Origin of the sequence: Proteus sp. PR00224, assembly GCF_016238105.1 — a bacterium.
GTDB lineage: Bacteria > Pseudomonadota > Gammaproteobacteria > Enterobacterales > Enterobacteriaceae > Proteus.
The window spans coordinates 88,447-104,034 of sequence record NZ_JAEHQU010000002.1 but is presented as its reverse complement, the minus strand read 5'-3'; the positions used below and the strand labels follow the sequence as shown (position 1 = coordinate 104,034).

At 42.6% G+C, this 15,588-nt stretch carries 13 protein-coding genes; all 13 read left to right on the top strand.

Features of this window, described 5'->3' with window-relative positions; translation table 11 throughout:
• Positions 1-393: 393 nt before the first annotated feature.
• The 13 genes from hexA to nuoM all read left to right on the top strand — a co-directional run bounded on the left by hexA (position 394) and on the right by nuoM (position 15,583).
• Positions 394-1,311: a transcriptional regulator HexA gene (hexA, locus tag JEP71_RS03845; RefSeq protein WP_109374122.1), complete on the top strand. Its 918-nt coding sequence runs from the start codon at positions 394-396 to the stop codon at positions 1,309-1,311.
• 799 nt (positions 1,312-2,110) lie between these two features.
• On the top strand, positions 2,111-2,563 hold the full coding sequence (locus tag JEP71_RS03840) for an NADH-quinone oxidoreductase subunit A (RefSeq protein ID WP_036912633.1): 453 nt from the start codon (positions 2,111-2,113) through the stop codon (positions 2,561-2,563).
• A gap of 17 nt (positions 2,564-2,580) precedes the next feature.
• Positions 2,581-3,255, top strand: coding sequence for a NuoB/complex I 20 kDa subunit family protein (locus JEP71_RS03835; protein ID WP_004243697.1), 675 nt, complete (start codon positions 2,581-2,583; stop codon positions 3,253-3,255).
• Between the two features lie 76 nt (positions 3,256-3,331).
• Positions 3,332-5,128 carry an NADH-quinone oxidoreductase subunit C/D gene (gene nuoC / locus JEP71_RS03830; RefSeq protein WP_100158480.1) on the top strand — a complete coding sequence of 599 codons (1,797 nt, stop codon included), beginning with the start codon at positions 3,332-3,334 and terminating at the stop codon, positions 5,126-5,128.
• 2 nt (positions 5,129-5,130) lie between these two features.
• On the top strand, positions 5,131-5,676 hold the full coding sequence (nuoE, locus tag JEP71_RS03825) for an NADH-quinone oxidoreductase subunit NuoE (RefSeq protein WP_006533305.1): 546 nt from the start codon (positions 5,131-5,133) through the stop codon (positions 5,674-5,676).
• The gene (gene nuoF, locus JEP71_RS03820) at positions 5,673-7,037 is read left to right on the top strand and encodes an NADH-quinone oxidoreductase subunit NuoF (RefSeq protein ID WP_198625792.1); all 1,365 of its coding nucleotides are present in this window, start codon (positions 5,673-5,675) and stop codon (positions 7,035-7,037) included. The genes nuoE and nuoF overlap by 4 nt, the downstream gene beginning before the upstream one ends.
• Before the next feature lie 53 nt (positions 7,038-7,090).
• Positions 7,091-9,823 carry an NADH-quinone oxidoreductase subunit NuoG gene (gene nuoG, locus JEP71_RS03815; RefSeq protein ID WP_198619768.1) on the top strand — a complete coding sequence of 911 codons (2,733 nt, stop codon included), beginning with the start codon at positions 7,091-7,093 and terminating at the stop codon, positions 9,821-9,823.
• A complete protein-coding gene (gene nuoH, locus JEP71_RS03810; RefSeq protein WP_006533300.1) occupies positions 9,823-10,800 on the top strand; it encodes an NADH-quinone oxidoreductase subunit NuoH in 978 nt (325 codons plus the stop codon). Before nuoG ends, nuoH begins: the two co-directional genes overlap by 1 nt.
• Before the next feature lie 14 nt (positions 10,801-10,814).
• Positions 10,815-11,357: an NADH-quinone oxidoreductase subunit NuoI gene (gene nuoI, locus JEP71_RS03805; protein ID WP_006533299.1), complete on the top strand. Its 543-nt coding sequence runs from the start codon at positions 10,815-10,817 to the stop codon at positions 11,355-11,357.
• A 12-nt stretch (positions 11,358-11,369) separates the two neighbouring features.
• Entirely contained in the window at positions 11,370-11,903 is a 534-nt protein-coding gene (gene nuoJ / locus JEP71_RS03800; protein WP_109374124.1) for an NADH-quinone oxidoreductase subunit J, read from the top strand.
• The gene (gene nuoK, locus JEP71_RS03795; RefSeq protein WP_099073810.1) at positions 11,900-12,202 is read left to right on the top strand and encodes an NADH-quinone oxidoreductase subunit NuoK; all 303 of its coding nucleotides are present in this window, start codon (positions 11,900-11,902) and stop codon (positions 12,200-12,202) included. The genes nuoJ and nuoK overlap by 4 nt, the downstream gene beginning before the upstream one ends.
• Complete coding sequence (gene nuoL, locus JEP71_RS03790) at positions 12,199-14,034, top strand: NADH-quinone oxidoreductase subunit L (protein ID WP_196533816.1); 1,836 nt, start codon at positions 12,199-12,201, stop codon at positions 14,032-14,034. The genes nuoK and nuoL overlap by 4 nt, the downstream gene beginning before the upstream one ends.
• A gap of 19 nt (positions 14,035-14,053) precedes the next feature.
• Positions 14,054-15,583 carry an NADH-quinone oxidoreductase subunit M gene (gene nuoM / locus JEP71_RS03785; RefSeq protein ID WP_198619770.1) on the top strand — a complete coding sequence of 510 codons (1,530 nt, stop codon included), beginning with the start codon at positions 14,054-14,056 and terminating at the stop codon, positions 15,581-15,583.
• The last annotated feature ends 5 nt before the right edge of the window (positions 15,584-15,588 follow it).

Genomic DNA, 15,588 nt, shown 5'->3' with positions numbered 1-15,588 from the left:
GTATAAATTAAATTTAAATCTTAAATTTAATTTATAGGGGAAGATACTTAAATTCGAATGCATAGTTAAGATAATTTAAATTATTTTCAAAATGTTAAAATTTATGAATGAGAAAGCAATATAGTATGATCTAAGTCTAACTTGTGATGACGGTATACAGTTCTTTCTTGTGAATGCTTGAAATGATAATAAAATTTAATTTGTTACAAAAAGATGCAATTCCTTTCCATCTAGGAGGTGTAAACGATAAGAAACAAATGTAAAGTATTCGGTATGTCTTTGCTCTCTTTTTCAGAGTAGAGTACTGTCTGAATCGGAAGTCTTTTTTAGACTTTTGATATAAAACACCAGGTATATGTAATTTAAAAATCAAAAATAAGTGAAGAATAAACAATGATTAATGCAAATCGTCCGATAATGAATCTCGACCTCGATCTGCTTAGAACGTTTGTAGCTGTAGCAGATTTGAATACTTTTGCAGCAGCCGCTGCTGCTGTATGTCGAACCCAATCTGCTGTGAGTCAGCAGATGCAACGTTTAGAGCAATTGGTCGGTAGAGAGCTTTTTGCCCGCCATGGTCGTAATAAACTTTTAACAGAGCATGGCCTACAACTGTTAGGTTATGCTCGTCAAATTCTGCGTGCAAATGATGATGCAACGGCATCATTAACGTATAGCGATGCAGAAGGGGAGCTACGTATTGGTGCTTCTGATGACTCTGTTGATACTTTATTACCGTTTTTATTAAACCGTATCGCATCAGTGTATCCACGTTTAGCTGTTGATGTTCGCATTAAGCGTTCTCAATATATTGAAACAATGCTAGATAATCATGAAATTGATTTAGCATTAACAACAGCACGTATTGGTCATCATCCTCGTACAGCGTTACGTACAGCACCAGTGCTATGGCATTGCGCGCCAGATTTCCAATTACAAATGAATGAGCCTATTCCTTTAGTTGTAATGGATGAAACGAACCCATTCCGTCAATTAGCGATAAACACGTTAGATGATGCTGGGATCCAATGGCGTATTGCTTATGAAGCAGCTTCTTTATCCGCTGTTCGTGCCGCAGTTAATGCAGAAGTGGGTATTACTGCGCGTCCACTTGAAATGCAAAATGCCGATTTACGTATTTTAGGCGAAAGCGAAGGATTACCTCGTTTACCTGAAACACAGTATTGGTTGTATCGTAACTCTGATGAACAAAATGAAGCGGTGTTAACGGTATTCAATGCGATTGAAAACAAGAAAACACCTTATACCGTCACTGCATCTGAAGATATTAGCTCTACTGAACTTGAATAATCACATTAATAATTGTGTGAATTTTTTAGCGTTAGAACACAAAAATTAAAGATTAAAAAAGAGTCAAATAAAACTGGATAGTGATGAATAGTGATAAACGGGAATAGATGCAATTAAGTGCGTTTATTTCCGTTTTTTATTGCCATTTTTTGAAATAGTAACACCTTGTTAATAATTATGTTGTTTTATGTATTTATCTTTGTGACATTTCATCCCAAAACTACCTTAACTGTTTGTTAAAAAAATGTTTACCTTTCCACTTGGTTAATCAGTTGTAGGATTTGTTAACAAATAAAAAGATTGTCTAGGTTTTAAGAGAATAAAAAAGTAAATCTAATCGGATATTTGACCTCCTCCACAATATTAGAAAGTTAATTTGTTAAAATTTGGATAAATTTTAAACTGATTAAGTATTTTTTCGACTATTTTGTGAGTTTGATCAAGAAAATAAGGCACATTTGCCTGTGTTGAGTCAGGTTTTTCCTGAGATACTGGTGTAGTAAAATCGAATTATCGGTTAGACTAAGCGTGTTAGCATAAAGTTTGTCGGTTGACTGACACGTTTTAGCATTAGCCAGTAATTGAGTGTTAAAAATGAGTGTTAAATTTGTTAAATCGCGATGGAAAACTGAGTGATTTGTCGCAAAGTTTTCCAAAAAATAATAAAGGTATAAATAGACTGTTATTATTTCTTTAATTAGCAAGTCTGTTTAATTCGCCTTTTTTTTCGTAATTAGAAATGTGGTGTAAACCGCCGGATAAGAGTTGGTTAATTGACACCACCTTTGATGAGTAAGCAATGAGTATGTCTACAACCACCGAAGTTATCGCCCATCATTGGGCATTTGCTGTCTTCCTCATAGGCGCATTGGGGTTATGTTCGCTCATGTTGTTGGGTGCCCGCTATTTAGGCGGACGCGCACAGGCAAGGGCAAAGCATGTTCCTTATGAATCTGGTCTTGATTCTGTTGGCAGCGCTCGTCTGCGCATGTCAGCTAAATTCTATTTAGTTGCCATGTTTTTCGTTATTTTCGATGTTGAAGCACTGTTTCTTTATGCCTGGGCTGTTTCCGTTCGTGAAGTTGGCTGGTTAGGCTTTATTGAAGCGTCAGTCTTCATCGCTATTTTATTAGCTGGATTATTCTATTTGGTTCGTATAGGCGCATTAGATTGGACGCCTGTTCGCTCTCGTCGTGAAACCGCGAGTAAAAGCCATGTTCGATTAACCAGCGGCAAACATCCGCAGCAGTAATAAGCGAGGCATTAGAAATGGATTATACGCTCACCCGCATAGATCCGAACGGTGAGAATGACCGTTATCCCCTGCAATCACAGGAAATTGTCAGTGACCCATTAGATGCTCACGTTCATCGCAGCGTGTATATGGGAAAACTGGAACATGCGTTGCATGATGTTGTGAACTGGGGACGGAAAAACTCTTTATGGCCATATAACTTTGGTCTTTCCTGTTGTTATGTTGAAATGGTGACGTCATTTACGGCTGTGCATGACGTGGCTCGTTTTGGTTCAGAAGTATTACGTGCATCACCTCGTCAAGCTGACTTTATGGTGGTTGCGGGTACTTGCTTTACTAAAATGGCACCCGTTATTCAACGTTTATACGATCAGATGTTAGAGCCTAAATGGGTTATCTCTATGGGGGCATGTGCAAACTCTGGTGGTATGTACGACATCTACTCAGTAGTGCAAGGTGTTGATAAGTTCATTCCAGTTGATGTGTATATTCCTGGCTGTCCACCACGCCCTGAAGCTTACATGCAAGCACTGATGTTATTACAAGAGTCCATTGGTAAAGAACGTCGCCCATTATCATGGGTTGTCGGCGACCAAGGTGTTTACCGTGCCAATATGCAATCAGAACGAGAAAGAAAACACGGTGAACGTATCGCAGTGAAAAACCTGCGTACTCCTGACGAAATTTAAAGGCTTTTGCCTAAGACGTAACCAGAGCAATGTGTTGCGATCATAGTAACCCTGATCAAAGTTGTGGTGAATAGAAATGACCGATCAGATAGCGCAAAAAGGCGCTCGGCCAGCGTGGGAAACGACCGATCATATTGATGATCAGGTGGTTAATGAACTGCGTCAGAAATTTGGGCCAGATGCGTTTACGTTCCAGCCTACTCGTACTGGCATGCCAGTTGTTTGGGTAAAACGGGAACAACTTATTGAGGTAATGCTATACCTCAAATCTTTACCAAAACCTTATGTCATGCTGTTTGATATGCATGGTTTTGATGAGCGTCTTCGTACGCATCGTCAAGGCTTGCCAGCAGCAGACTTTTCTGTTTTCTATCATCTGATATCAATCGATCGTAATAAAGATATCATGCTGAAAGTCGCATTAAGTGAAAATGATCTTAATGTTCCGACTATCACATCTATCTTCCCTAACTCGAATTGGTATGAGCGTGAAGTCTGGGATATGTTTGGGATTGTCTTTAATGGGCATCCAAATTTACGCCGTATTATGATGCTTCCTGATTGGGAAGGTCATCCGCTGCGTAAAGATTATCCTGCTCGTGCGACAGAGTTCGATCCTTATGTGCTGACAAAGCAGAAACAGGATCTGGAAATGGAATCGCTGACATTCAAACCTGAAGAGTGGGGGATGAAACGCGGTACTGAGAATGAGGACTTTATGTTCTTAAACCTCGGTCCTAACCATCCATCATCTCATGGTGCATTCCGTATTATTCTTCAGCTTGATGGCGAGGAGATCGTCGACTGTGTGCCTGACGTGGGTTATCACCACCGTGGTGCTGAAAAAATGGGTGAGCGCCAATCTTGGCACAGTTATATCCCATACACAGACCGAATTGAATACCTCGGCGGATGCGTTAACGAAATGCCTTATGTACTTGCAGTGGAAAAACTTGCCGGTATTGAAGTGCCTGAACGCGTTAAAGTCATTCGTGTCATGCTGTCTGAGCTATTTCGTATTAATAGCCACTTACTGTATATCAGTACCTTTATCCAAGACGTTGGTGCGATGACACCCGTGTTCTTTGCCTTTACTGACCGTCAAAAAGTTTACAACATCGTTGAAGCAATTACCGGATTCCGTATGCACCCTGCATGGTTCCGTATCGGTGGTGTTGCTCATGACTTACCTCGCGGTTGGGAACGCTTATTACGTGAATTCTTAGATTGGATGCCAAAACGTCTAGATTCTTACGTAAAAGCAGCACTGCAAAACAGTATCTTAAAAGGTCGTACTATTGGTGTTGCCTCATATAATACTAAAGAAGCATTAGATTGGGGTGTCACAGGTGCAGGTCTTCGTGCAACCGGGGTTGAGTTTGACGTGCGTAAATGGCGTCCATATTCAGGTTATGAAAACTTTGAATTTGAAATCCCTGTCGCAAGTAATGGTGACTGTTATGACCGCGTAATGCTGAAAGTAGAAGAACTACGCCAAAGCTTACGTATTCTGGAACAGTGCTATAAAAATATGCCAGAAGGGCCATTTAAAGCAGACCATCCACTGACAACGCCTCCACCAAAAGAGCGTACATTACAGCATATCGAAACCATGATTAACCACTTCCTACAGGTTTCATGGGGTCCTGTTATGCCTGCTAATGAATCATTCCAGATGGTTGAAGCCACGAAAGGGATCAACAGCTATTACTTAACCAGTGATGGCAGCACAATGAGCTACCGTACCCGTATTCGTACGCCAAGTTTTGCTCACTTGCAGCAAATCCCCGCAGTTATCCGCGGTAGTCTGGTTTCTGACTTGATTGTGTATCTGGGAAGTATTGATTTTGTAATGTCGGATGTGGATCGTTAATCATGCAAAATGAATTAAACCAAAAAGATGATGCTGTGCAGATCGAAATCGTTGATGTAACACATTCAAAGAAAGCAACGTTTGTTTTAACTGAAGAAGAACGTGCTGAAATTGAGCAAGAAAAACATCATTACGAAGATCCGCGAGCAGCCTCTATTGAAGCACTGAAAATTGTGCAAAAGAACCGTGGTTGGGTTGAAGACGGCGCAATTTATGCGATTGCGGATGTTCTTGGGATCCCTGCAAGCGATGTTGAAGGCGTTGCGACGTTCTATAGCCAAATTTTCCGTCAACCCGTTGGCCGTCACATCATTCGTTTTTGTGACAGCGTGGTTTGTCATATTACAGGTTATCAAGGCATTCAAGCAGCGATTGAAAAGCACCTTAATATCATTCCTGGTCAAACTACACCAGATGGTCGCTTTACGTTACTGCCAACCTGTTGTTTAGGTAATTGTGATAAAGGCCCTACTATGATGGTAGATGACGATACTCACAGCTTTGTTAAACCTGAAGAGATTGAAACGTTACTGGAGCAGTATCCATGACAGCAATTTCAGGAGCAAAACCGATTATTCGTAGCGCAGAAACGCACCCGCTAACGTGGCGCTTACGTGATGATCGTCAGCCTGTATGGCTGGATGAATACCGTGCTAAAAACGGTTATAAAGCGGCAGAAAAAGCATTGAAAGGGATGGTACCAGAAGAGGTGACAACCCAAGTTAAAGATGCTGGCCTAAAAGGTCGTGGTGGTGCTGGATTCTCAACAGGCTTGAAATGGAGCCTGATGCCAAAAGATGAAAGCATGAATATCCGTTACATCCTTTGTAACGCAGATGAAATGGAGCCGGGTACTTATAAAGACCGTCTCTTAATGGAAGAACTTCCACATCTGTTAATTGAAGGGATGATTATCGGCGCTCACGCACTAAAAGCTTACCGTGGCTATATTTTCCTTCGTGGCGAATATATTGAAGCGGCTAAGAATCTGCGCCATGCTATTGAAGAAGCAAAAGCAGCAGGCTTTCTGGGTAAAAACATCTTTGGTTCAGGCATTGATTTTGAACTGTTTGTTCACACGGGTGCAGGTCGTTACATCTGTGGTGAAGAGACAGCATTAATCAACTCATTAGAAGGTCGTCGTGCTAACCCGCGCTCTAAACCTCCATTCCCTGCAACATCAGGTGCATGGGGTAAACCAACTTGTGTCAATAACGTTGAAACACTGTGTAATGTGCCTGCGATTATTGAACACGGCAAAGATTGGTATATCGGCTTAAGTGAAGGTAAAAGCCCAGATGCGGGTACTAAATTAATGGGATTCTCAGGTCGCGTGAAATATCCGGGCTTATGGGAATTACCATTTGGTACAACAGCGCGCGAGATCCTTGAAGATTACGCAGGCGGTATGCGTGATGGTCTTAAGCTAAAAGCATGGCAACCGGGTGGTGCAGGTACTGACTTCTTAACAGAAGATCACCTCGATCTTCCAATGGATTTTGGCACGATTGCAAAAGCAGGTAGCCGTTTAGGTACAGCACTTGCAATGGCGGTAGATAATGAAATTAATATGGTTTCATTAACCCGTAACTTAGAAGAGTTCTTTGCTCGTGAATCTTGTGGCTGGTGTACACCTTGTCGTGATGGCTTGCCATGGAGTGTCGAAATCTTACGTGCGATAGAAAACGGTAAAGGTCGCCCTGGTGATATCGAAACCCTTGAACATTTATGTCGTTCTTTAAGTCCGGGACACACATTCTGTGCTCACGCACCGGGTGCAGTAGAACCTTTACAAAGCGCCATTAAATATTTCCGTGAAGAATTTGAGGCTGGCATTATTCAAGAAGATTATACCAATGCCAACTTGATCAGAGGTATTCAGCCTAACTTACTGAAAAGCCGCTGGTAATTTTTCACGACACATTCTAGGTTTAACGCCTGCTGTGCAGGCCTTTGGGAAGCATGCTGACTATGGCTACGATTCATGTAGACGGCAAAGAATATGAAGTTAACGGGGCTGATAACCTGTTAGAAGCCTGTCTTAATTTAGGCTTAGATATTCCTTATTTTTGCTGGCATCCAGCGCTGGGAAGCGTTGGCGCTTGCCGCCAGTGTGCGGTTAAGCAGTATCAAAATGCTGAGGATACCCGCGGTCGTTTAGTGATGTCTTGTATGACACCTGCGACTGATGGCACGTTTATCTCTATCGATGACGAAGAAGCGAAGAAATTCCGCGAAAGCGTTGTTGAATGGTATATGACAAACCATCCTCATGACTGTCCAGTTTGTGAAGAAGGCGGTAACTGCCACCTTCAAGATATGACGGTAATGACAGGTCACACTATGCGTCGCTATCGCTTTACTAAGCGTACACATAGAAACCAAGACTTGGGACCGTTTATTTCTCACGAAATGAACCGTTGTATTGCTTGTTACCGCTGTGTTCGTTACTACAAAGATTATGCTGATGGTACTGATCTTGGTGTCTTTGGTGCACATAACAACGTATTTTTTGGACGCGTTGAAGATGGCACATTAGAGAGCGAATTCTCAGGTAACTTGGTTGAAATTTGTCCGACGGGTGTTTTCACCGATAAAACCCACTCATCTCGTTATAACCGCAAATGGGATATGCAGTTTGCACCAAGCATTTGTCAGGGTTGTAGCATGGGTTGTAACATCAGCCCTGGTGAACGTTATGGTGAATTACGTCGTATCGAAAACCGTTATAACGGGACTGTAAACCGCTATTTCCTTTGTGACCGTGGTCGTTTTGGCTATGGCTATGTGAATTTAGCAAGCAGACCTCGTCAGCCTAAAAAACGTTTAGGCAGTAACTGGTTAGAAATTAACGCTGTTCAAGCGACTCAAGCAGCTGCGGATATGCTGAAGAAAAGTCAGCGTATCGTGGGTATTGGTTCCCCGCGTGCAAGCATTGAAAGTAACTTCGCATTACGTGAAGTTGTTGGCGCTGAAAACTTCTATAGCGGTATCTCTGCATCAGAGCAAAAACGTCTGACCTTAATGTTAGATATTTTACAAAAAGGTGGCGTTCATACTCCATCTCTGCGTGAAATTGAAGATTACGATGCCGTTTTAGTGTTAGGTGAAGATTTAACACAAACTGGTGCTCGTATGGCATTGTCTGTACGTCAGGCCGTGAAAGGTAAAGCGCGTGAAATGGCGGCAGCTCAAAAAGTGGCTGACTGGCAAATTGCTGCGATTATGAATATCGGGCAACGTGCAAAATACCCACTGTTTGTCACTCATGTTGATGAAACTCGCCTCGATGATGTTGCTGCGTGGAGTTATCGCGCACCCGTTGTTGATCAAGCGCGTTTAGGCTTTGCGATTGCGAATAACATTAACGGTGATGCACCAGCTGTTGATGGTATTGATGAAGCGCTGAATAAACACATCGAAATGGTTGTTCAAGCACTTTCTCAAGCCAAGAAACCATTAATTATCAGTGGTAGCCATGCGGGTAGCGAAGACGTTATCAAAGCAGCCGCTAACATTGCTTTTGCATTAAAAGCAAAAGGTAATGAAGTAGGGCTTTCTTTCGTTGCTGATGATGCAAACAGCATGGGTCTTGCCATGATGAATGCACAGCCACTTGATGACGCATTAAAAATGATGCGTAGTGGTCAAGTTAACACCGTTGTTGTCATGGAAAACGATTTATATCGTCATTTTGATGCCGACGTGATTGATGATGCGATTGCTAAAGTAGATAACTTAATTGTCATCGACCACCAGCAAACTGACATTATGGCGAAAGCACATCTTGTTCTCCCAGCTTCTTCATTCGCTGAAAGTGATGGAACAATGGTGAGTCAAGAAGGCAGAGCACAACGTTATTTCCAAGTTTTCGAACCTTCTTTCTATAACAAAGAAGTGGTGATGCATGAAAGCTGGCGTTGGTTGAGTGCGGTTGATTCACAATGGCATGAAAGAACACTGGATTGGACACAGTTAGACAATGTGATTGAACATTGTGCGACGAGTCTTCCTCAGTTTGCTGGCATTGTTGATGCGGCACCAAATGCGTCATTCCGTATTCGTGGACAAAAACTGGCTCGTGAACCACATCGTTATAGTGGTCGTACATCTATGCTGGCGAATGTGTCTGTTCATGAACAGCGTCAACCAAAAGATATCGACACCCCATTTGCGTTCTCAATGGAAGGTAATAACAGCCCAACAGCACCTCGTCAGCAAATTCCATTTGCATGGGCGCCGGGTTGGAACTCACCTCAAGCATGGAATAAATTCCAAGCAGAAGTGGGTGGCAGCTTACGCTTTGGCGATCCAGGTGTGCGTTTAATTGAATGTGGTGATAATACACTTGGCTACTTCACTGATATTCCTGCGCCATTTAATGCACAGAAAAATCAATGGACTGTCGCACCTTGCTACCGTTTATTTGGTAGTGAAGAGTTATCACAACGCGCTGAAGTTATCCAATCTCGTATGGAAACCGCTTATTTAACATTGAGTGAATCTGATGCCCAAGCATTAGCGTTAACTCAAGGTCAGCAAGCTATGTTTACTTACGAAGGCCGTGAATTCACCTTACCTGTGAAAATCAGTGCTCACCTGACTCAAGGTCAAATTGGCTTGCCGTTAGGTATGGCAGGTATTTCTCCATCGCTGGTGGGTGTATCGGTTCGTCAACTGCGGGGTATTGCATAATGAGCTGGTTATCTCCTGAAGTTACAGAGATTTTACTCACCGTATTAAAAGCCGTTGTGATCTTGCTTGTTGTGGTCACTTGTGGTGCTTTTATGAGTATGGGGGAACGCCGTTTACTGGGTTTATTCCAAAACCGTTATGGGCCTAACCGTGTAGGTTATGCAGGTTCAGCACAGCTAATTGCGGATATGATCAAAATGTTCTTTAAAGAGGACTGGATCCCGAAATTTGCTGACCGCTTTATCTTCACCATTGCACCAGTAATTGCGTTTTCATCTTTACTGCTGTCATTTGCGATTGTACCTGTTAGCTCAACATGGGTTGTTGCTGACTTGAACATCGGTATTTTGTTCTTCTTGATGGTTGCAGGTATTGCGGTGTATGCCGTGTTATTTGCAGGATGGTCAAGTAATAACAAATATTCACTGTTAGGTGCAATGCGTGCATCAGCACAAACCGTAAGTTATGAAGTGTTCTTAGGACTTTCAATCTTAGGTGTTGTTGCACAAGCGGGCTCTTTTAACCTGACTGACATCGTAAACTCACAAGCAAATATGTGGAATGTCATCCCACAATTCTTTGGCTTTATTACGTTTGCGATTGCTGGGGTTGCTGTTTGTCACCGTCATCCATTTGACCAACCAGAAGCTGAGCAAGAGCTGGCTGATGGTTATCACATTGAATATTCTGGTATGAAATTCGGTTTATTCTTTGTTGGTGAATATATCGGTATCGTTGCGGTATCGGGTCTTATCGTGACGTTATTCTTTGGTGGTTGGCAAGGGCCTTTCTTACCATCATTCATTTGGTTTGCACTGAAAACAGGGTTCTTCATGATGATGTTTATCCTTATTCGTGCATCGTTACCGCGTCCGCGCTACGACCAAGTGATGTCTTTTGGTTGGAAAATTTGCTTACCGTTAACGCTTATCAATCTGCTGGTCACTGCTGCAGTGATACTTTACAACGCTCAATAAGGGGTGATTGAACCATGACTTTAAAAGAGTTATTGACTGGTTTCGGCACCCAGGTACGAAGCATTTGGATGATTGGCTTACATGCCTTCGCCAAACGTGAAACACAGATGTACCCGGAAGAACCTGTCAATGTTGCACCACGTTATCGTGGACGAATTGTGTTGACTCGTGATCCTGATGGTGAAGAACGCTGTGTTGCTTGTAACTTGTGTGCAGCAGTCTGTCCAGTTGGCTGTATTTCATTACAGAAAGCAGAACATGAAGATGGTCGTTGGTATCCGGAGTTTTTCCGTATCAACTTTTCTCGCTGTATTTTCTGCGGTTTATGTGAAGAAGCTTGCCCAACAACGGCGTTACAATTAACGCCTGATTTTGAAATGGGTGAGTTTAAGCGTCAGGATTTGGTTTATGAAAAAGACGATCTGTTGATTTCAGGGCCAGGCAAATATCCTGAATATAACTTTTACCGTAAAACAGGTATGGCGATTAACGGCAAAGATAAAGGTGATGCGGATGATGAAGCTAAACCTATCGATGTCAAAAGCCTGTTACCGTAAGGAGCGATATTCATGGAATTTGCATTTTACATCGCGGGGCTGATTGCCATCCTTGCAACATTGAGAGTGATCACTCATACCAATCCTGTACACGCTTTATTGTACTTAGTGATTTCATTGATTGCGCTCTCTGTGGTTTTCTTCTCGTTAGGCGCCTATTTTGCTGGTGCATTAGAAATCATTGTTTACGCTGGCGCCATTATGGTGTTATTCGTTTTCGTGGTGATGATGCTCAACTTAGGTAAATCCGTTGTTGATCAAGAGAAAAAGTGGCTACAACCGAAGTTTTGGATTGGGCCTGCGCTTTTATCTCTGACGCTATTAGTCGTGTTAATTTACGCCATTAGTAGTGTCACTCACGGCGAAATTGCTGGAGAAGTGATTGGCGCGAAAGAGGTCGGTATTAGCTTATTTGGGCCTTATATTCTGGCTGTTGAGTTAGCATCTGTTCTCTTATTGTCTGGATTGATTGTTGCTTACCACATTGGTCGTGATAAGAGCCATGACGATCTCGTCGAAAACGAAAACGCAGGGGAGCAAAAATGATACCTCTTCAACATGGTTTGATCTTGGCTGCGGTACTGTTTGTGTTAGGTTTTACCTGCTTAGTACTTCGCCGCAACCTGTTGTTTATGTTGATCGGACTAGAAATTATGATTAATGCAGCTGCACTGGCATTTGTTGTCGGTGGTAGCTTTTGGGGTCAAACAGATGGTCAGATAATGTATATCATGGCAATCAGTTTGGCGGCGGCAGAGGCAAGTATTGGTCTGGCATTGTTGTTACAGCTTCATAGACATCGCCAAAACATCAATATTGATACAGTCAGTGAGATGCGCGGATGAATATACTCTATTTAACCATTCTGCTACCACTGCTGGGATTTTTACTGCTCGCTTTCTCGCGTGGTCGTTGGTCTGAAAACGTATCAGCATGGATTGGTACAGGTTCTGTTGGTCTATCTGCCCTTGTTGCACTTTGGGCAGGTATGGATTTCTTTGCTAATGGGCAAGAAACGTATGTTCTGACTTTATGGAACTGGATGTCAGCAGGGAATTTCAATATTCCGTTTACACTGGTTCTTGATGGTCTTTCATTAACCATGCTGGGTGTGATTACCGGTGTTGGCTTCCTTATTCATATGTATGCATCTTGGTATATGCGTGGCGAAGAAGGGTATTCTCGCTTCTTTGCTTATACCAACTTATTTATCGCAAGTATGGTTGTCTTAGTACTGGCTGATAATATGATGCTGATGTATATGGGGTGGGAAGGGGTTGGTCTATGTAGTTACCTGCTAATTGGTTTCTATTATAGCAATCCTGCTAATGGCGCAGCTGCGATGAAAGCGTTTATCGTAACGCGTATCGGTGATGTGTTCTTAGCTATCGGTATGTTTATCCTATTTGACCAATTAGGTACATTGAGCTTCCGTGAAATGGCAGTACTTGCTCCTGAGCAATTAGCAGTAGGATCAAGCGTCATTAACTGGGCAATGTTAATGGTATTAGGCGGTGCAGTCGGTAAATCAGCACAGCTTCCATTACAAACATGGTTAGCGGATGCGATGGCAGGCCCTACACCAGTATCTGCATTAATCCACGCCGCAACGATGGTTACGGCAGGTGTATACTTGGTTGCACGTAGTAACGCGCTATTCTTAATGGCACCTGAAGTACTTGAATTAGTCGGTATTATTGGTGCAGTCACATTAGTGTTAGCGGGCTTTGCGGCTTTAGTACAAACCGATATCAAACGTATTCTTGCTTATTCAACCATGAGCCAAATTGGTTATATGTTCTTGGCTTTAGGCGCTCAAGCATGGGATGCGGCAATTTTCCACTTAATGACTCACGCTTTCTTTAAAGCATTACTGTTCTTATCTGCAGGCTCTGTGATTGTTGCCTGCCACCACGAGCAGAATATCTTTAAGATGGGCGGATTACGTAAGAAGATCCCATTTGTTTACGCTTGTTTCCTAATTGGTGGTGGCGCATTAGCAGCATTACCACTGTTAACAGCAGGGTTCTTTAGTAAAGATGAAATCTTATGGGGTGCGTATTCAAACGGGCATTTTAACTTAATGCTTGCAGGTTTAGTTGGTGCGTTATTTACGTCACTTTATACCTTCCGTTTGATTTTCATCGTATTCCATGGTGAAACCAAAACCGAAGCACACCAAGTTAAAGGGTTTACACATACTTTCCCATTAGCGGTATTAGCACTGTTATCAACATTTATCGGTGCGTTAATTACTCAACCGTTAGGTGCTGTTTTCCCTGAAGGAAGCGCATCGCATGAGGGTAAATATGTATTAGAAGCGCTTTCTGGTGTGGTAGCGATAGTAGGCGTTGCCATTGCAGCATGGTTATACCTGAAACAGCGTCAATGTGTTTCTAAGGTTGCTAATACTCGTACAGGTCGTTTCTTCTCAACATGGTGGTTCCATGCTTGGGGATTCGATGCACTGTATGAAGTGCTGTTTGTCAAACCTTATAAAGGGGCGGCGTGGCTTATCCAAAATGATCCTGTTAACCAATTCTTTAATCTATTCGGTTGCCTGCTTAAAGGCACCAATAAAGGATTAAGTTTCAGTGAGAATGGATTGGCACGTTGGTATGCGGCTTCTCTCGGTTTAGGTGCAGTGCTGGTTATCGCTCTGCTGCTTCTGGTTTAATTAAGGGACACATTGCGCCATGTTATTACCCTGGCTAATACTTATTCCCTTCATCGGTGGCCTGCTAAGTTGGCAGGCTGAACGAATCGGCTCGCAAGTCCCTCGCTGGGTTGCGTTGCTGACGATGGGATTAACACTCGTTATTTCTGTGCAACTTTGGTTGCAAGGCGATTATCAACTACTTAGTGCTGATGGAGCACCACGTTGGACAGAGTTTTTCTTTGTGCCGTGGATCCCTGCTTTAGGGATTAATATCCAATTTGCACTTGATGGTATGTCATTGCTGATGACTGTATTAACTGCGATTTTAGGTATCTTAGCGGTACTTTCATCGTGGAATGAAAATCAGCCATCACAAGGTGCTTTCCATTTTAACCTGCTGTGGATTTTAGCTGGTGTGATGGGGGTATTTTTAGCGACTGACCTGTTTTTATTCTTCTTCTTCTGGGAAATGATGTTGATCCCAATGTATTTCCTGATTTCTTTATGGGGACACAAAGGAAGTAGTGATAAAAAACACGTTAGTGCAGCAACAAAATTCTTTATCTATACACAGGCAAGTGGTCTGTTAATGTTGCTGGCCATTATCGGTCTTGCGGTTGCGTTCTACCGTGAAACGGGTATTTGGACGTTTAATTATGACACCTTATTACAAGCACATACGGTATTAGGCTCTGAACTGCAATTTATTCTGATGTTAGGTTTCTTCGCGGCATTTGCAGTAAAAATGCCTATCGTACCTGTACATGGCTGGTTAGCGGATGCTCACGCAGAAGCACCAACAGCAGGCTCTGTTGACTTATCAGGTATTTTGCTAAAAACAGCGGCTTACGGTCTATTACGTTTTAACTTACCACTCTTTCCTGAAGCGTCAGCGTTGCTGGCACCTGTGGCGATGTGGTTAGGTTTAATTACCGTATTCTATGCAGCACTGTTAGCCTTCCGTCAGACTGATATCAAACGTCTTGCGGCTTACAGTAGTATTTCTCACATGGGCTTTATCGTGATTGCGATTTATGCCGGCTCTGTATTGGCTTACCAAGGTGCGATTATTCAAATGATCACCAACGGTTTGTCAGCTGCGGGTTTATTTATCATGTGTGGCATGCTGTATGAGCGTTTAGGTACGCGTGATATGAACCAAATGGGTGGATTGTGGAAAAGCATCCGTTTCTTACCTGCGTTTTCACTGTTCTTTGCGGTTGCCTCTTTAGGTATGCCAGGAACAGGTAACTTCGTGGGTGAGTTTATGATCCTGTTTGGTACTTATGGTAACTTTAAGCTGATCACCATTATTTCGGTCTTTGGTTTAGTCTTTGCTTCTGTCTACGCGCTGTGGATGATGCAACAGGCTTACTATGGTTCACCGAAAACAGCTGAAAGAACCTATAAAGGGTTAGATCTGAGAGAATTCTTTATCCTGATCACATTGGTTGTTTTACTGGTTATTTTGGGCTTCTTCCCACAACCTGTATTAGACACATCAATATCAGCGATGGAAAATCTCCAGACTTGGTATTCCGCTTCTATTTCAACAGTAAGGCCGTAATTCGC